The sequence below is a fragment of the Silicimonas lutimaris genome, from assembly GCF_047314965.1.
In the GTDB taxonomy this organism is placed as follows: Bacteria; Pseudomonadota; Alphaproteobacteria; order Rhodobacterales; family Rhodobacteraceae; genus JAVJUV01.
The window spans coordinates 47,501-64,828 of the sequence record NZ_JBLBVK010000035.1 but is presented as its reverse complement, the minus strand read 5'-3'; the positions used below and the strand labels follow the sequence as shown (position 1 = coordinate 64,828).

The following is a 17,328-nucleotide window of genomic DNA, read 5'->3' as shown; positions in this document are numbered from 1 at the left end:
TCTTGGCCGATGATTCCATCGCCCCATTCTGGTAGATGCTGACACTGTATGGGCGCCGTCGGGGGACGTCCGAAGAAGTGTATCGCACCCAGAGTTTCGCTGGCATGTCTACGCAGTCAGCGGCGGCAGACGGTTCTCAGCTGCGAGCTGCTTGAACGCGCGATGCGTTGCTCCAATTCCATCTTCAAGGCTTACCTCTGGATAGGCCGGGACGTGAGCGCGCAAGGGGGTCTCGTCGAGGTCCGCGGGGAAGGGGAACTGGTCGCCGGACGCACTCACTTCAGCAGAGTTCTCAATCCGCCGCAGGATCGATAAACCGCGCTCGATGGTTTCGCAGCGCCCGTTGAGATCAAAGACCGGGGCGCCGGCACCATCTTGGGAGGCTGCAGAGATAAAGGCCGCGGCGGCTTCACCAGCGTAGAGCCAACTATAGGGCCCGGTGTAAGGAATCTCGAACGCTTGCCCCAGCACCGCGGCTTGGATCGCCAAGGTGTTGAGCGAGCTCATGCCCTGGTCTCGCGCAACTCCATAGACGACATTCGGTCTTAATCCGATCGAGGGTACGCCCCAGTCATCCCAATAGATGCGAGCGGTTTGCTCGTTAGCGAGCTTGTATGCGCCATAGAGTGTCGCTTTGTATGGGCCTCCTGAGGGCAATCCTAAGGCTGCCACCGAAGAGGCATAGGCGGTGCGCTTGATCCCGGCCTTACGCGCTGCCTCCAGAATGTTAATTGTGCCTTCCACATTTACCCTTGCTCCAAGCGCCGGATTCGCAGCGCAGAATGGCACTTGTAGCCCGGCGAGGTGGATGATCGCTTGTATCCCACACCGGTCGACCAATGACCTGACGGCCGTGCCGTCTGTGACGTCACAAGTTGCCCAATCGAGAGTGGCGGAGGCGTCCTCGCCCAGGATCAAGGAAGGTCTGGCGCGGTTGTCGAGCACATCGGTGGCGAGGCAACGCACGCCGGAGCGCGTCAAGATCGACACGACCCACGCGCCGATGCAACCACCCGCGCCGGTTACCAGAACCGGTCCACCAAAGCGATCCTTTGGCACCAAAAAAGGGTCGGTCAAAAAGTCCATTAGAGCTCTCCAGACAATCGTTGGCCAGGTTGGCTAAATCGATAGTTTCCGAAAAGATACACGCCAGCAACCTAGTCATCGCCAGTGCAAGGATACCGCGCTGTCCATGCCACGCCGCTTTTACTCTAAAGCCGCAAACGACCCTAGTCTGGCGGTCACAAGCGCTTCCACCCGCTCACAAACTCGATATCATCAACTCCGGCGAGCGTTTTGATGCGACTTAGTTCTGCTTCGAGGCCGGAGGAACGCGCTTTTCCCATACGCACGCCTGCCTCTGGCCAAAATGCGCGCGCGATCAGCGTGCGGCCAGCACGCTTTGCATCAAGCCGTCCGATGATTCGGTCGCCTTGCAGCACGGGAAAGACATAGTACCCATACTGTCGCTTGGCCTCGGGGACGAATATCTCGATCCGGTAATGGAAGCCAAACAGACGTTCGGCGCGGGCCCGGTCGCGCAAGGCGGGATCAAACGGGGACAGCAGGCGGACACGCGCGGACGGCTCGGGCAGCCTAGCGGAGCACTCGAGAGCCCTCTCGGTCGTGTAGCTGCGGCGAAGGGAACCGTCGGCCATCTCAAAATCTGCCTCGAGAACGCGCCCAGTGGACATCGCTTCTGCACACCAGGCCCTCGCTTCGTCTCGCGTGACGATGTCGAAGAAGGCGGCCAATTCTCCGCTAGTGCCGAACCCCAGACGCTCAAGCGCCGCAGACATGGCCCAATCGACGATTTCGCGAGCGTCTCTACGATCATTCAGATGCTCTGCCGGTATCACCCGATCGACCAAGTCGTAGAACTTTCGGAAACCCTGACGGTGGCAGACAGCCAATTGTCCTGATCGCCACAGGAATTCGAGAGCCGTTTTGGACGGATGCCAGTCCCACCAGCCGGACGATGACTTCTTTTCGCCGTCGCCAACATCGAGCGAACATGCAGGACCGTAGTCGGCGATGTGGCGGTGTACGGCTTCGATTTCGGCTTCCCAGCCAGAGCGACGCCCCTGTGGCCAGCGCGCCCGCATCCGCATTTCATCACGGGCGAACTTCAGGCGCCACATTGGATAGAATTGCATCGGGATGACCGCGGCGTCATGCGTCCAGTGCTCGAATGCCGTCCGATGGCGGGAGACAAGGTGTTCGAGGGACTTCGGTCGGTATTGGCCACGGCGCGACCATAGGATCATGTCGTGTGCGCGAGCGAGCGTGTTGACGCTGTCGACTTGCACAAAACCCATGTCCCGAAGCACGTCGTCGAGATCAGCGCCACAACCAGGCCCAGCTCCGGGATGCAGCAACAAATGCCTGTCCAGAAAAAGGCGTCTTGCACGTGAGTTATCCAAGAATGGGCGTTTCATGATGCACCATATCGCCATGGCGGCGGCGAATTTTCAACGCCCGCTTCGGCCTGAAGCAGCCACTTCGCTGAAACTGCCCGATGACCGCTGCGCGGACAGAGCCGTCGTCGGATTCCTGCTATAAGGCTACTAATTGAAAATCCTAGAGGTAGCGACCCTCGCGCTGGAGGATCTCGATTTTGTAGCCGTCGGGGTCTTCCAAAAAGAAAAAGGTTGCGAGCTTCTTACCCTCGTGAGCCAACGATTTAACGTCACCAGGTTTGAACCCCAGCGATGAAAGCCTTTCGTGCTCCACTTCGATATCGTCGACGCTGAAAGCAATATGGCCATATCCGTTTCCAAGGTCGTAGGAACCTTCGTACCCTTTGTTCACGGTCAGTTCGAGCTCGAACTCGGTTTCTTGGTTGGACAGGTAGATCAGAGTGAAGCTCTCAAAATCGAAAATGTCCGCGACTTCCAGGCCAAACGCCCTCTTGTAGAAGTCCAGTGACCTCTCACTCTCCAGCACACGGATCATGCTGTGAATTGCTTTGGCCATTCGCGGTGTCCCTAGGATCATAGGTGTCTCGAGGACATCAAAGCCCCCGAGACATGTTTGGACTTAACTAATTGGAGGCCCGGCACTTAGCCCGCCGCTGGAAGATAAGGAATTGCTCCTGCGAGATCGGTGTCATCGATAACATGGAACCGACTAATACTGCCGGCTTGCCGTGCCTTTCCAAAAGGAGCGTACTCAGGGTCGTTTGCAAATGCATCCAAAGCCTCGCGCGAAGGAAATTGAATGAGGGCGATCAGTGTGGTGTCGAGGCCCTCACCCTCAATCGTGTCGATGTTCCCACTCCGCGACAGATACTTGCCGCCGTGCTTCGCAACGATATCGTGAACTTTGCTCGCATACTCTGGTATCCAGGCGTCGTCGGTGACCTTTACATCAGCTATCAAGAAGACTGTCATCTTCCCTCCCCCTTATTGTTTCATTGTTCATAACTAGGAGTTCTACGCTACCCGGAAGTGTGCTCCGTGTCTGCACAACATTTGCGATATCGGCTCGAGGCTCAGATCGGACATCTGACCAGTTCAACCAGGCGCGCACGCCTGACGCATTCTCGAATATCTGATTTGCGGACACAGCGGATGCTGGTCCTAACCGAAAGTAGTTATCATTGAAGTATCTTTGCCATCTAAGCGATTACGCAGTCTCTGCCACCAATAATGGCCTCGCAACGTAAGCAGGGGCCCAGCCCAGGGCCCCCGCCAATATTGCGGCTGTAACCGCATGCCGCATGACTATTTGGGGGTCGCGGCGAAGGCTACAGTTTGTGTCTGAATCTTTCCGTCTTCGATGACGAAGGTGTCAGTCGCGTATTCATATACGTTGTCGGCCGTTTCAGCATGCCAAACGATAAACGCCACTTCGCCGCTTATATGAGTGGCATCGAGCGAAAAGGTCATCCCCGGCTTGGAGAACTCAGCAACAAGTGCCTCGAAAAGCGCCCGTATCGCGTCCGGGCCTTCCAGGGCACCAGACTGCAGAATAATGACGCTATCCTCGGAGTAGTCCTCCATCAGAGCGTCCACGTCGCCCGCGCCGAAGGCGGTCAGGTGCTTGTTTAAAACCTCTTCCGTCGACATTGCGTGACTGCCAGCAAGAGCTTGCGTGGCAACCGCCAAAGACACGGCGAAAGCCGCGTTTCCAATTATAGTCCTCATTGATTTACCCCCCGTGTGTCTCCGGTCTTCTCGACCGCAATGGAGGCGATGGTACCACACAAGTGGAATTTCCCAAAATTTTGATCACAAGGCTCGCGATATGGAAATCTGAGTTGGCCTATTGCGGCCCTCATCCAGTCAAGCCTCCGCAAAGACCGCAACGGGCTCTAGGCGGTCTTCTGAGTCTTTTCGTCAGATGTCTGCTTGGCCATGCTTGGCCGCCATTGGCCTCTGTTGTCCAAGGCAACGGCATCTTGCCACCAGATGTGGTGCGATTTTCCTTGACTTGCCCGTATGTTGTAGGGTTTTCGTATATGGGGAAGACCAGCGCGCTCCTTGGCCAAGCTGAGGGGCACAAAAAAAGCGCTGGAGGGCTGAGGGTATACGTCGCTAGAACTGCCCAAGCCGACCGGTCTACGCCGAGCTTCAGTAGCGGGAAAGCAATGCCCAAGAGGGCTTACCCCGAAGCCGAGACGGAACGGTCCATTCGCCACTGAGATGGATGATCGCGACACTCATTTGAGTGACGGAGGTCGCTTTGTCTATCTCATGTTCCGGCCGAGGGACCGAGGACTATGGGCTCACGAGCCCACCAGAACAAACAGGTGAGGCCTTGCGTGCGCTTGTTCGACTGTTGGCGAGAGCCGCAGCACGCGAGGCGCTGGAAGCAATTCCTCCATCGAGGAACCGCCTTCAATCCTCACTGCCAGGTGAAGGAGGTCGTTGTGTCGAATAGCCTCCAAAAGACACCGGTGCGGCTGCTCACGATCCCTGAAGTGAAGGACATACTACGGGTCTCAGAGAAGACCGTCCGCCGCTGGATCGCAAAAGGAGAGTTGCCAGCCGCCAAGCTCGGCAACCAATGGCGGATCCGTCCCAGGGATCTCGATGACTTCGTTCGCGACCGGTTGGTGCGATGACCAGAGCTGTCCACAGATGTTCAATGTTGTCAGGGCTTTATCCGAACGTCGGGAAGACGTGCCCGCGCAATCCGTCCCGGATTTTTGTGTTACGGCTTCCCGAGAGGGCGGCGCTGGCCACCCGTGTCCACCCGAGGGACGCAATAGCTACGAGAAAGGTATCCCGATGACTGGTACAAGTAACAAGAAGCCGAAGCGGAGTACCTTCGTTTCTGAGGAACAACTCTTTCTTGGCGACGTGATCGAGCGCCTTGATCGGGTCGATGACCTGTCGCCCACTCGGCGCAGGGATCTCAAATCGGATATCCAGGCCATTGCCCGTCTGGTCGGCGGAAATCTCGAAACCACCCCAGCGAACATCAACTGGCTGCATGTCCGGCTGCGGCGGGTTCACCCGGCCCAGCACGGGATCACCAAGAAGCGTTTCCAGAATATCAAGAGCGGCGCGCTGAAGGCCCTGAAACTGACGGGCGCATCGCGGGAGCGCAATGACTGGCTGAGAGCGCCGAGCCCGGAATGGGCCAAGCTGCTGGAGATGGTTGCTGACAAGCATGATCGGTGGAAGTTGACCCAGCTCGCTCAGTTCTGTTCTGCGCTTGAGGTGGCCCCTGCAGATGTATCAGATGATCACGTCCGCGATCTGCGCACAGCCCTGATTGAGGAGAGCTTCAAAAACAAGCCAGGAGCCGTGGTCGCCAACGCGGTGAAGACCTGGAACCGCTTGAAGGACCAGATTGCTGACTGGCCACAGGTTCACCTGGCGCCACCGCCGCGGAAGAAAGAACCTTGGACCATTCCCTTCGAGGCCTTCCCGGTTTCCTTTCTGGAAGATGTTGATCGCTGGACAGACCGGCTGGCGAACCCGGATCTCCTGGACGGCAGTGGTCCACCAAAGCCTCTGCGTCCCAAGACCATCGGTCATCGCCGGTTCCAGATTCGTATGGTGGCCTCCGCCCTGGTTCGTTCCGGCAAGCCGATCGATAAGATCGCCAGTCTCGCTGTGCTGGTGGAACTGGAAAACCTCAGGACGGCTCTAAGATGGATGATGGGTCGCTTCGGCGACAAGCCGACCGAGGCAATCAAGGGCGTGGCCGTGGGGCTTCAAGCGATCGCACGCCATCACGTGCAGTTGCCAGACGAAGACCTCGCCGAGATCAAACGCATCGTTGGTCGCCTCGGGCGTGATGCCGACGGGCTGCGGGAAAAGAACCGACAGCGCCTTCTGCAACTCGACGATCCAGCCAACTTGGCGAAGCTGTCGCACCTGCCCCAGGCGCTGGTAACCAAGGCCGAGAAAACCATCGCCACACGGCCACGCAATGCCGCGTTGATGATGCAGGCGGCGCTCGTGGTAGAGATACTTCTGAATGCGCCGATGCGACCAGGCAACTTGTCCTCGCTCAACCTGATCAACCACATGCGCCGTGTGCAGAAAGGTCGTCGGAGCCGCACGCTCATCAATATCCCCGCCGAAGAGGTGAAGAACAGCAAGGCGCTCGATTATGAGTTGGGACTAGAGGCGACAGCGCTTCTGGACCTCTATGTCAAAACGGCGCGGCCACATCTTCTTGGTGAGACCTCGGACTTCCTCTTCCCGGCGATGAACGGTGGTCTGAAAGCTTCGAGTGGACCGTCGCGGCTCGTCAAAGAGATGATCCTCGAGCACACCGGCCTAACGATCAATGCGCATCTCTTCCGCAGCATTGCAGGCAAAATCCACAGCCTCAAGCAACCGGGCGACGTCACGACGCTGGCCTACGTCCTCAACGACTCGCTCAGGACTGCTATGAGGTCTTATGCGCAGTTCGAACGCCGTTCGGCGTTGATGCACTACCAGGCCTCCGTCGCAAATGCGCGTGGAAAGGGTGCGGTATGACCGAGCTCCTGCCTTTCGAAGATCCAACCCGGCGGTGCCTACCGCTGCACGCCTGGCCGGAGCCGGACCGCCTAGCCTGGGGGGCCGCTCTTGCGCCGGGGGATCTACTGGATGGGACTGTTGGCCCGGGTCACCATTGGTGTGCAGACACCCGCGAGAAATACCGCAAGGGTTACGGCCGCTGGCTCACCTTCGTCATCGGGTCAGGACGCTTTGATCCAGCAGAGTCAGCTCCGGACAGGATCACGCGCGACGCAATCCGGCGCTATCTGGAGGAACTGCAGGATCAGGTGGCCCCATGGACTGTCTGGGGCCGCCTGGCGGAACTGCTGGCGGTCGCCAAGGCCATTGCACCTGAGGATGATTGGCAGTGGCTTCGATGGATCGTCGGCGCGCTAGAGACCCGCGTTGTTGCCACCAAGAACAAGCATATCCGGCTCCGCCCGGCCGCCGAGATCCTGGCTTGGGCGATTGGCTTAATGGACGACCTGATCGCAAACCCACCGTCTCGTCACGGGCCTTCTCGCTTCCGCGACGCGCTGATGGTCGCGCTCCTAATCGCCTGCCCCACGATGCGTCTGAGGAACCTCACGGGGATCGAGATTGGCTCAAACCTGGTGTCCACATCGGTAGGCTACGAGTTGCGGTTCGGAGCCTCGGAGATGAAGGCGCGGAAACCCGTGGAGGTCCCGGTACCCGATTGCCTCGTCCCCTATCTCAAGCACTACTTCGATGTGGTTCGCCCGCAGCTCCTGCAAGGAAGTGACAGCGGCAGGCTCTGGATCACGCAGTGCGGAGACCCTATGCGCGAGGACAACGTCTACGAGGCCATCACGCGAACCACCAAGCGAGCCTTCGGTCGACCAATCAATCCGCATCTCTTCCGCGATTGCGCGGTGACCTCTGTGGCCGTCGAAGATCCGAAACATATCGGTATCGCGCCTCCCATCCTCGGCCACACTGACCCACGCACCACTGAGCAGCATTACATCCAGGCCCAGCAGATCGATGCCGGGCGCAAACTGCAGGCGTCTTTGATGTCACTGCGGCGCAAGCATCCACCGCACCAAGTCCGACCGACAGCGCGAAAGGACATGCCATGAGAGCCGCAATCTACGCACGCTACTCCTCCGATATGCAGAGCGAGGCATCGATCGAGGATCAGGTCAGGCTGTGTCGCGAACGGGCGGGCTCTGAAGGGTTCCGCATTGCCGAGGTTTTCAGCGACTCCGCGATCAGCGGTGGATTCCTAAAGAACCGACCGGGCATGCTTAGCCTTCTTGAACATGCTCGGTCAGGCGAGTTCGAGCTCGTTGTGGCCGAAGCGCTCGACCGGATCAGCCGTGATCAGGAGGACATCGCTGCCATCTTCAAACGCTTGAACCATGCGGGTGTCCGCATCATCACCCTCGCAGAGGGAGAGATCAGCGAACTGCACATTGGCCTCAAGGGCACCATGAATGCGCTCTTTCTGAAAGACCTGGCGCAAAAGACCCGTCGCGGCCAGCGCGGCAGAGTCGAGGCCGGCAAGATCCCGGGAGGCAACAGCTATGGCTATGAGATGGTTCGGACCATGCAAGACGATGGCTCCGTTACGACCGGCGAGCGCATCATCCATGCGGCGGAAGCAGCAATCGTTCGCCGCATCTTCAGGGAGTACGCCGACGGCTTAGCTCCGCGCAAGATGGCCTCCCGCCTGAACGAAGAGGGCATTCCGAGCCCACGTGGCGGGCTCTGGAACGCCTCGACGATCAACGGCAGCCGTCAGCGCCGGAACGGTATCCTCAATAATGAGCTCTATCGGGGCCGCATCATCTACAATCGCCAGGCCTTCCTGAAAGACCCCGAGACCGGAAAGCGATTGTCCCGGCCAAACCCGGAATCGGAATGGGTCACGACCGAGGTCCCGCATCTGCGGATCATCGACGAAGAGAGGTGGGAATCAGTACAAGTCATCAAGGAACGCTACAGCTCGCTCCGGGGCAACCGCCGTCAGACAAAGAAGCGGCTGCTGTCCGGCCTCGTTCGCTGCGGCGCCTGTGGTAGCAACATGACCATAATCAACCGCGAGCGCTACTCCTGCTCCGCGAAGCGGGAACGTGGCACCTGCTCCAGCCCGGTGGGCATCAAAGCCGCTGAACTAGAGAAACGCGTGCTCGATGGCCTTCGGGAGATCTTGCACGGCCGGCAAGACTTGGTTGAAGAATTCGCAACCGCATACCAGGAGGAAGTTGAACGGCTCCGGTGTTCCAGAACAAACGACGGCTTACGGCTGCAAAAGGAATTGGCCAAGGTGCAACGCGGTATTGATCGCTGCCTCGCCTACATTACCGACGGCGACGGCGATCCGGGCACCGTCCGGGAGTCGCTCAAGGAACTGGAGAACCGCAAGAGGGCCCTAGAACGGCAACTGAGAGAGGCTGGCTCGTTGTCAACAGTCGTGCTCCACCCGAACATCGCGGATCACTATCGCCGCAAGGTAAAGGAACTCCAAATTCTGTTCACCGACGACGCGTCGCGCCAGCAGGCCATGGAAATTGTCCGCTCATTGATAGACCACATCGAAGGTTGCCGAGGCGAGAAACGCGGAATGCCCGATGTCATCCTTGTTGGTACACTCGCAAATATCCTGGAGTATGCCTGTGAAGAAACAAAAAAAGCCGCCTCGGCTGAGGGCGGCGTTGGTAGGGTCTTGTTGGTTGCGGGGGTAGGATTTGAACCTACGACCTTCAGGTTATGAGCCTGACGAGCTACCGGGCTGCTCCACCCCGCGCCAATGCCGTGCATGTATCCGTCATTGCTCCGGGCTTCAAGAGCCGCGCGGCAAAAATTCCGGCATTTCTATCAACTTGCAATTTCCGTGCGGGGAATGACCCTGTGGGCTTCGAATGCTGCGTCGATGACGGCCTGAAGCCGCGTCGCCGTCGCGAAATCCGGCTTCATGGGCCGCCCCGTTCGGACCGCTTCGGCGAAGCGCTGATAGTTCGTCACGACCGGCGAGAGCGGCAGATCGCGCCACGTTGCGGTTTCCCGTTCTGCGCCGCTGCAAATCCGGATACTGCCCAGGTCACCCCTGTTCGTGATCTCAAGCCCACCATGTGTTCCGAAAACCTGAAGATGCAGGTCATTCAGATGCCCGGTCGCGAAACGCGACGCATGAATGACACCGGATGCCCCCGAGCCCAGCTCTGCCGTCATCAACATGCTGTCATTGGCATCAAGATCGTATTCTCCGATCCGGTCGCCCGGCGCCTTAGGAAAGGTCTTGAGGTGTGCGGTGATGGTGCGGATGTCGCTGCCAATGGCATAGGTGGCGAAGTCGAAGATGTGGACTCCGACATCCCCCAGAACCCCGGTCGAGCCATGCTTGCTCGACAACCGCCACAACCATTTCTCTTCGGTCGCCCAGTCACCCCAGGCAGGCTGGGTCAGCCAGCTCTGCAGGTAGGATGCCTCAAAATGACGGACCTCGCCGATTTCTCCCTGTCCGATGATTTCGCGCGCCCGTTGAAGCGCGGCCACGTTGCGATAGGTCAGGTTGACGCCGTTAATCAAACCGGCTTGTGCCGCGGCCTCCGTCATGTGGCGCGCATCGCCGTGGGTCACGGCAAGAGGCTTTTCGCAAAAGACATGCAACCCTGCTGCCATTGCCTCCATGGATGTGCGAAAATGAAGCGCATCGGGGGTGACATTCGCGATGGCGTCGAAACCTCCACTGGAAAGTGCATCGGTCAACGTGTCGAAGACCAGGTCAATTCCGTGACGCGCCGCAAAGGCCTCGGCCCGCGTCCTGTCGATATCCACACAGCCCGCCAGCCTGACACCGTCGATACCGCCGAAGGCTGTCGCATGTGTGTTCGCCATTGCGCCCGTGCCGAGGATCAGAAGCCGCATCAGCGGAACCCTTCCTCGCCGTCCGCGTGAAGCCTCGGGCCGCGCGCGGTGATCTTCTCGGGAGCTTTCTCCACGGGCCGGTTCGGCGCATCGGTCACGGCGGTCAGACGCGGTTCGCCGTTGTACGCCCAGAGTACGGCATTCCGCAGAACCTGCCGGACCATTGGATCGTGATAGGTCGGATAGGTCTCGTGCCCGGGCTGGAAATAGAACACGCGCCCTGCCCCGCGCCGGTATGTGACGCCCGAGCGGAACACCTCGCCCCCCTGGAACCAGCCGATCATCACCGTCTCGTCCGGCTCGGGAATGCCGAAGGGCTCGCCGTACATTTCCTCGCTCTCCAGCTCGAAGAACTGCGGCAGCCCGGCTGTAATTGGGTGGTTCGGCGCAGTGACCCAGATCCGCTCGCGTTCACCCGCCTCGCGCCAGGACAAGTTGCAGGGCGTCCCCATCAATCGTTTGAAAATCTTAGAGAAATGACCCGAATGCAGGACGATCAACCCCATGCCGGACCAGACGGCCTCGGCCACACGCTCGACAACCGCGTCATCGACATCGCCATGGGCCGCATGCCCCCACCACAGCAGCACATTGGTCTCGTCCAGCCGCGCCTGCGGCAGGCCATGCTCGGCTTCCTGCAAGGTGGCGGTCCCGGCGTCGATCGCGGCATGCTCGTTCAGCGCATCGGCAATACAGGCATGCATGCCGTTCGGGTAAATCCCCCGAACCACCGCATTGGTTTGCTCGTGGACGTTCTCGCCCCACACCACCACACGTATCGTCACGGACAGCCTCCCTTGATTTCGATGACGCTCCGCTATTCGCAAGCCGCCGTCAACGGGGTCAAGCACCCTTGAATTCACGCTCCGCGCCAGCGACACTGGAACCCGAGCAGAAGGCGGCGCAGGTATGCCACGAGACGTGGACGGCACAGAACCGGCAGACGAAATCAGCCCGGAAGAGTGGCGCGCGCAACTTGACGCGATCGGCGCGAAAGAGGGATTTTTCTGCAGTCTTGGCTCCGAGCACTCGGCGCTTTACGTCGAGCGCGGCGACACGCTGATTGTGACATTCGAGAACCTCGACCACATCTATGAGCGCGGAACGGACCGCATGCCCTGGGGCTACAGTTTCGTCGAAGCGAACGGTTGGTCCATGCTTGGCATGATGGCCCACGGGTGGACATGGTATCGCGACGATGCGGTATATGATTTCTTCGACGAACTTCGCGACAGCGGCTTCTTCGCAAGATTCAGGCGGGTGATCTTCTACGGCGCCTCGATGGGTGGCTACGCTGCGGCGACCTTTTCATCGGCCGCGCCGGACGCGACGGTGATCCTGATCAGCCCCCAAGCCACGCTTTCGCGAGAGACAGCTCCTTGGGAAACCCGGTACCGGAAAGCGTGGCGGCGCGATTTCAACACCCGCTACGCGTATGGCCCGGAGATGGCCGCCAGTGCGAGAAATGTGTTCCTTTTCTACGATCCACTCGCGCCGCTCGACGCGATGCATGCCGCGCTCTTCACGAACAACAACGTGATGAAGTTCCGGTGCCGCTACTTCGGCCACAGGATCGCCTCCATTTGGGTCCGCCTCAACGTGTTGAAACCCATCATCCAAGAATGCGTCGACGGCACGCTGACGCCGGCCGGTTTCTATACCCATCTTCGCAAACGCCGCGACGACATGAAATACCAGCGCGCGATGCTGTCCCGCCTACAGGAAGCGGAGCGCCCCGAACTGGTGGTCAGGCTCTGCCGCGCTATCCTTGCCAGGCGCGGCGCCCCGCGCTTCCGGCAGGCGATGAAGGCGGCGCTCGCTCAGATGCCGCAGGACGGGGCCTGACTGCATCGCACACTTCCGGAAAGTATCCTGGCTTAAAACGTCGGCTTGCGTCGAGCCGGGTGGTCGCCATATCGGTGGGACGATGTTTCTTCGTCCACTAGCCCTCCTTGTGACGGCCATCGGCCTGTCTGTCGCCGCAACGCTCTATTTCGGGCACGAAGTATTGATCGCCCTGGGACTGATCCTGACCCAGATAAAAGTGATCTGGAAAAAGCTGGCGATGGTCGAATTACCCCTGATCCTCGCCTGGTTGAAAACCCATGCATCCGCGTTTTTCCAATTCGAACTGATCAAGAAATGGCTGACCACAACCCTTCTGCCTCTCTTGCTCGGAAAGGCGGCGCTGCGTCGGATGGCGGCCTGGATAGGTGAATATCGTGCAATGATTTCAAAGCGTTATCTTCGACTGATGCGCTGGTATCGCGGCCTTCATCCGGCCGAGAAAGTCATCGCCGCGCTGGCCATTCTCTTAACGACACTGGCGCTCTCGGTCACGTCTCTCGGGCTTTGGCTGATCCTGTTTTCGGTGAAGCTGCCGCTCTGGTTCGCGGCTGCAGCGGCGGCCTTCTGGCGCATGATCTGGGTCAGCGTTCAGAAAATGGCCTTCAAGGCCGTGGCCTTCTTCCAGCTGTCCTGGGCTTGGCGGCTCCTCAGGCGTGTCCTGCCCGCCTCGTGGCTGGAACGGAAACGGCGATTCGACTATCGGGTCGCCCGCGCCGTCGTCCGGCGGCGGCGGATGACGATCCGCCAGCTCTCCGAGCGAAAGGACAGCCTTCCATTCCGCCTTGGAATCCTCGTTGATTACTGGCGCGGCGGCACATCCTGATCATCCGAAGTCACACCGTTGGTCTTCAGATTCACCGCCATCCTGCTCAAAAGTTCGTAAAGTTGGCCCACATCCGGGCGCCACTCCGCAACCTGTTTCCCCTGCTCCGTCACCACTTCCCGGTCTCCGCGGGCGGCAGGACCGGTCAGCGCCTCTGCCGGACCAAGCTTTTCGATGTTCTCGACCGTCGAGCGCAACAACGTCACGTTCAAATCACGGGCGACATCGTCAGGCACCCCGGCCTTGGCCCATGCCTCCAGCGCCACGGCCTGAAGAACCGTCGTGAAGTTGTTCGTGATCACGGCGGCGGCATGATACAGAGCCTTCGTCTCTGTCCCGATCCGAAAAGTCCTCGCATCAAGCGCCTTGAACAAAGGCTCGACCACGCGCAGGGCCTCCTCATCTCCTTCCACGCCACACCACGTGCCCGAAAACCTCGCGGCAGAGACGTCAGGGGCCGCGAAGCTCAGATTCGGGTGCACACTGGCAAGAAGCCAGCCTTTCGCCAGAAGCGGGCTCATGATGTCGGCTGTATGGAAGCCGGAACAATGGATGGCGATCGCCGCAGGGGCCTGAGTATCGGCAAGCGCCTGCGCTGTTCCTGCGATTTGAGCGTCGGGGACCGTCAAAAGCCAGATATCCGCCGGGCGCATTTCAGCCAGGTCTGCCACGCGCCCATGACCTGCGTCCTTCACGGCTGTTTCGGCCGAAGCCCGCGTGGCGCTTGCGATGTCCTGCACCTGCGAGCCAAGAAGGCGAAGGAAAGTGCGGCCGACGCGGCCTGCGCCGATTATGTTCACGATTGCCATATCCGCCTGTCCTTCTGCTTGCGACGGGCCATACAACGGCGATTCCGGGCGCGAGGATCAAGGCCACGCTCTTCGACCATCATCCGCGCGCCCTCGAACTCGCTCGGAAGCGCAGCACCGAAATGTGCAACGAAATCGGGGAAGTTGGCTGTAGACCTGCCGAACTTTTCGAAAGCCGGCTCGGATTCGACTTTTTGGGTAGCTCTGGGAGCGGATGGAACCGCTCGCGGGTCATCGAAGACCTTGCGCCGTGGATGTTCGAGGCGAGCGAAGTCATCAGGCCGGACATCCGACCGATAACGCACATCTGCCACGAGACCCATTTCTTCTCAAGTATGCCGGATCGGAAATGGCGGAGAAATCCGAAGAGAACTCCGAGTTCCTTCGGTGTTTCGAACTGCGTGGTTTTTCCGCCACCGATAAAGCCGACGCTGAGTGTCAAGGAAGTCATCTGTTGTACGAGGCGCTTTGCATGGCAACGCTACCAAGCGTCACCAAATCCGGAAAGAAAAGTCTTCGGATTCTCTACGACAAACAAAAAAGCCGCCCCGAAGGGCGGCGTTTTTTGAAACATCGTCGAGAGATACAGCCGTGTTTCTTACTAGGTTTGGCGGTGACCTACTCTCCCACGTCTTAAGACGCAGTACCATCGGCGCTACGGCACTTAACGGCCGAGTTCGGAATGGGATCGGGTGTTTTGCTCGCGCTATGACCACCAAACCGAGAAAGAAACACGTCCAAGTCAGGCATACGGTGTGTATGCTCCGATCAATCCAGTCCAGGGCTGGGTCAGCCTGGCTGCTTCTGGATCAAATCAAGCCTATCGGGCAATTAGTACCGGTCAACTGAATGCATTACTGCACTTACATCTCCGGCCTATCGACGTAGTAGTCTGCTACGGCCCTCAGGGATACCTTGTTTTGAGGGGGGCTTCCCGCTTAGATGCCTTCAGCGGTTATCCTTTCCGATCATAGCTACCCTGCACTGCTGCTGGCGCAACAACAGGTCCACCAGTGGATCGTTCACCCCGGTCCTCTCGTACTAGGGGCAACTCCTCTCAAGTATCCTACACCCACGGCAGATAGGGACCGAACTGTCTCACGACGTTCTAAACCCAGCTCACGTACCTCTTTAAACGGCGAACAGCCGTACCCTTGGGACCTGCTCCAGCCCCAGGATGAGATGAGCCGACATCGAGGTGCCAAACGGTGCCGTCGATATGGACTCTTGGGCACCATCAGCCTGTTATCCCCGGCGTACCTTTTATCCGTTGAGCGATGGCCCTTCCACTCGGGACCACCGGATCACTATGGCCGTCTTTCGACTCTGCTCGACTTGTCAGTCTTGCAGTCAGGCTGGCTTCTGCCATTGCACTCAACGAGCGATTTCCGACCGCTCTGAGCCAACCTTCGCGCGCCTCCGTTACTCTTTGGGAGGCGACCGCCCCAGTCAAACTACCCGCCACAGAGGGTCCCGGAACCGGATAACGGTCCGCGGTTAGACATCAAGCAGAACAAGGGTGGTATCTCAAGGATGGCTCCACCGAGACTAGCGTCCCGGCTTCAAAGCCTACCACCTATCCTGCACATGTTGTGCCTGATGCCAGTCTGAAGCTGTAGTAAAGGTGCACGGGGTCTTTCCGTCTAACCGCGGGAAGCCTGCATCTTGACAGGCAATTCAATTTCGCTGAGTCGATGTTGGAGACAGCGGGGAAGTCGTTACGCCATTCGTGCAGGTCGGAACTTACCCGACAAGGAATTTCGCTACCTTAGGACCGTTATAGTTACGGCCGCCGTTTACCGGGGCTTCATTTCGGAGCTTGCACCCCTCCATTTAACCTTCCGGCACCGGGCAGGCGTCAGACCCTATACGTCGTCTTGCGACTTCGCAGAGCCCTGTGTTTTTAGTAAACAGTCGCCACCCCCTGGTTTGTGCCCCCAGCCACTAGTTGCCTAGAAACTGGGCCTCCTTCTCGCGAACTTACGGAGGTATTTTGCCGAGTTCCTTCAACATCGTTCTCTCAAGCGCCTTGGTATTCTCTACCAGTCCACCTGTGTCGGTTTAGGGTACGATCTAATGGAGGGCTATTTCCAGGAACCTCTAAGCAGCCCATTCAATCCGATAAGGATGAACTACCCTCGAGATCCGTCACATCCTCCTGGCCCAGGAATATTAACCTGGTTCCCATCGACTACGCCTTTCGGCCTCGCCTTAGGGGTCGGCTTACCCTGCTCAGATTAGCTTTAAGCAGGAACCCTTGGACTTTCGGCGACAGGGTCTCTCACCCTGTTTGTCGCTACTCATGTCATCATTCTCGCTAGTGATCTCTCCACCGGATGGCTCACGCCCCGGCTTCACAGAAAACCTCTCTCCTCCAATCCGGGCGAACCCGGCAAGGAGGAATGAGATTATGTCACACTACGCTCCGCTACCACTGCATACGCAGTCCTAAGCTTCGGCTCATGGCTTGAGCCCCGTTACATCTTCGCCGCAGGACAACTTATTTAGACCAGTGAGCTGTTACGCTATCTTTAAAGGATGGCTGCTTCTAAGCCAACCTCCTGGTTGTTTTGGTCGTCCCACATGCTTTCCCACTTAGCCATGAATTGGGGGCCTTAGCTGTAGGTCAGGGTTGTTTCCCTCTTCACGACGGACGTTAGCACCCGCCGTGTGTCTGCCAGATAGTACTCTACGGTATTCGGAGTTTGGTTAGGATCAGTAAGCCTGTGGGGCCCCATTACCCATCCAGTGCTCTACCCCCGTAGGTATTCGTCTGACGCTCTACCTAAATAGATTTCGCGGAGAACCAGCTATCTCCGAGTTTGATTGGCCTTTCACCCCTAGGCACAACTCATCCCGACCTTTTTCAACAGGTGTGGGTTCGGACCTCCAGTTGGTGTTACCCAACCTTCATCCTGGTCATGCCTAGATCACTCGGTTTCGGGTCTGATCCCACGAACTCATTCGCCCTATTAAGACTCGCTTTCGCTGCGCCTACACCTATCGGCTT

14 protein-coding genes, 1 tRNA gene and 2 rRNA genes (1 of these 17 running past the window's edge) are annotated in these 17,328 nt (G+C 58.7%); 6 read left to right on the top strand and 11 right to left on the bottom strand.

What is annotated here, in order from left to right; all coding sequences use genetic code 11:
- Positions 1-108 precede the first annotated feature (108 nt).
- The 5 genes from ACKLNI_RS03480 to ACKLNI_RS03460 form a co-directional block, all read right to left on the bottom strand.
- Positions 109-1,086 carry an NAD-dependent epimerase/dehydratase family protein gene (locus ACKLNI_RS03480; RefSeq protein ID WP_413717621.1) on the bottom strand — a complete coding sequence of 326 codons (978 nt, stop codon included), beginning with the start codon at positions 1,084-1,086 and terminating at the stop codon, positions 109-111.
- 155 nt (positions 1,087-1,241) lie between these two features.
- On the bottom strand, positions 1,242-2,438 hold the full coding sequence (locus ACKLNI_RS03475) for a winged helix-turn-helix domain-containing protein (protein WP_413717620.1): 1,197 nt from the start codon (positions 2,436-2,438) through the stop codon (positions 1,242-1,244).
- Positions 2,439-2,580: 142 nt separating this feature from the next.
- On the bottom strand, positions 2,581-2,976 hold the full coding sequence (locus tag ACKLNI_RS03470) for a VOC family protein (protein ID WP_413717619.1): 396 nt from the start codon (positions 2,974-2,976) through the stop codon (positions 2,581-2,583).
- Positions 2,977-3,062: 86 nt separating this feature from the next.
- Positions 3,063-3,392, bottom strand: coding sequence for a DUF1330 domain-containing protein (locus tag ACKLNI_RS03465; RefSeq protein WP_413717618.1), 330 nt, complete (start codon positions 3,390-3,392; stop codon positions 3,063-3,065).
- A 333-nt stretch (positions 3,393-3,725) separates the two neighbouring features.
- Positions 3,726-4,070 (bottom strand): nuclear transport factor 2 family protein, encoded by a 345-nt coding sequence (locus ACKLNI_RS03460; RefSeq protein WP_413717617.1) that lies wholly within the window; start codon positions 4,068-4,070, stop codon positions 3,726-3,728.
- Positions 4,071-4,873: 803 nt separating this feature from the next.
- Between ACKLNI_RS03460 and ACKLNI_RS03455 the strand changes: the two genes are divergently transcribed.
- The 4 genes from ACKLNI_RS03455 (at position 4,874) to ACKLNI_RS03440 (ending at position 9,684) form a co-directional block, all read left to right on the top strand.
- Complete coding sequence (locus ACKLNI_RS03455; RefSeq protein WP_413717616.1) at positions 4,874-5,068, top strand: helix-turn-helix domain-containing protein; 195 nt, start codon at positions 4,874-4,876, stop codon at positions 5,066-5,068.
- A gap of 166 nt (positions 5,069-5,234) precedes the next feature.
- A complete protein-coding gene (locus ACKLNI_RS03450) occupies positions 5,235-6,944 on the top strand; it encodes a hypothetical protein (protein WP_413717615.1) in 1,710 nt (569 codons plus the stop codon).
- On the top strand, positions 6,941-8,047 hold the full coding sequence (locus ACKLNI_RS03445; RefSeq protein WP_413717614.1) for a tyrosine-type recombinase/integrase: 1,107 nt from the start codon (positions 6,941-6,943) through the stop codon (positions 8,045-8,047). Before ACKLNI_RS03450 ends, ACKLNI_RS03445 begins: the two co-directional genes overlap by 4 nt.
- Entirely contained in the window at positions 8,044-9,684 is a 1,641-nt protein-coding gene (locus tag ACKLNI_RS03440) for a recombinase family protein (protein WP_413717634.1), read from the top strand. The genes ACKLNI_RS03445 and ACKLNI_RS03440 overlap by 4 nt, the downstream gene beginning before the upstream one ends.
- Here ACKLNI_RS03440 and ACKLNI_RS03435 read toward each other — a convergent pair.
- The 3 genes from ACKLNI_RS03435 to ACKLNI_RS03425 all read right to left on the bottom strand — a co-directional run bounded on the left by ACKLNI_RS03435 (position 9,641) and on the right by ACKLNI_RS03425 (position 11,623).
- Positions 9,641-9,717: transfer RNA gene (locus tag ACKLNI_RS03435), tRNA-Met, on the bottom strand. The two genes, ACKLNI_RS03440 and ACKLNI_RS03435, sit on opposite strands and share 44 nt — an antisense overlap.
- A 71-nt stretch (positions 9,718-9,788) precedes the next feature.
- Entirely contained in the window at positions 9,789-10,838 is a 1,050-nt protein-coding gene (locus ACKLNI_RS03430; RefSeq protein WP_413717613.1) for a Gfo/Idh/MocA family protein, read from the bottom strand.
- Positions 10,838-11,623 (bottom strand): ThuA domain-containing protein, encoded by a 786-nt coding sequence (locus tag ACKLNI_RS03425; protein WP_413717612.1) that lies wholly within the window; start codon positions 11,621-11,623, stop codon positions 10,838-10,840. Before ACKLNI_RS03425 ends, ACKLNI_RS03430 begins: the two co-directional genes overlap by 1 nt.
- A 124-nt stretch (positions 11,624-11,747) precedes the next feature.
- Between ACKLNI_RS03425 and ACKLNI_RS03420 the strand changes: the two genes are divergently transcribed.
- On the top strand, positions 11,748-12,683 hold the full coding sequence (locus ACKLNI_RS03420; RefSeq protein ID WP_413717610.1) for a phosphoadenosine phosphosulfate reductase: 936 nt from the start codon (positions 11,748-11,750) through the stop codon (positions 12,681-12,683).
- Between the two features lie 82 nt (positions 12,684-12,765).
- Positions 12,766-13,509, top strand: coding sequence for a hypothetical protein (locus ACKLNI_RS03415; protein WP_413717608.1), 744 nt, complete (start codon positions 12,766-12,768; stop codon positions 13,507-13,509).
- Here ACKLNI_RS03415 and ACKLNI_RS03410 read toward each other — a convergent pair.
- The 3 genes from ACKLNI_RS03410 to ACKLNI_RS03400 form a co-directional block, all read right to left on the bottom strand.
- A complete protein-coding gene (locus ACKLNI_RS03410; RefSeq protein WP_413717607.1) occupies positions 13,485-14,318 on the bottom strand; it encodes a Rossmann-like and DUF2520 domain-containing protein in 834 nt (277 codons plus the stop codon). The two genes, ACKLNI_RS03415 and ACKLNI_RS03410, sit on opposite strands and share 25 nt — an antisense overlap.
- 605 nt (positions 14,319-14,923) lie before the next feature.
- A 5S ribosomal RNA gene (gene rrf / locus ACKLNI_RS03405) occupies positions 14,924-15,038 on the bottom strand.
- Positions 15,039-15,128: 90 nt separating this feature from the next.
- Positions 15,129-17,328: ribosomal RNA gene (locus tag ACKLNI_RS03400) — 23S ribosomal RNA — on the bottom strand (it continues 626 nt past the right edge of the window).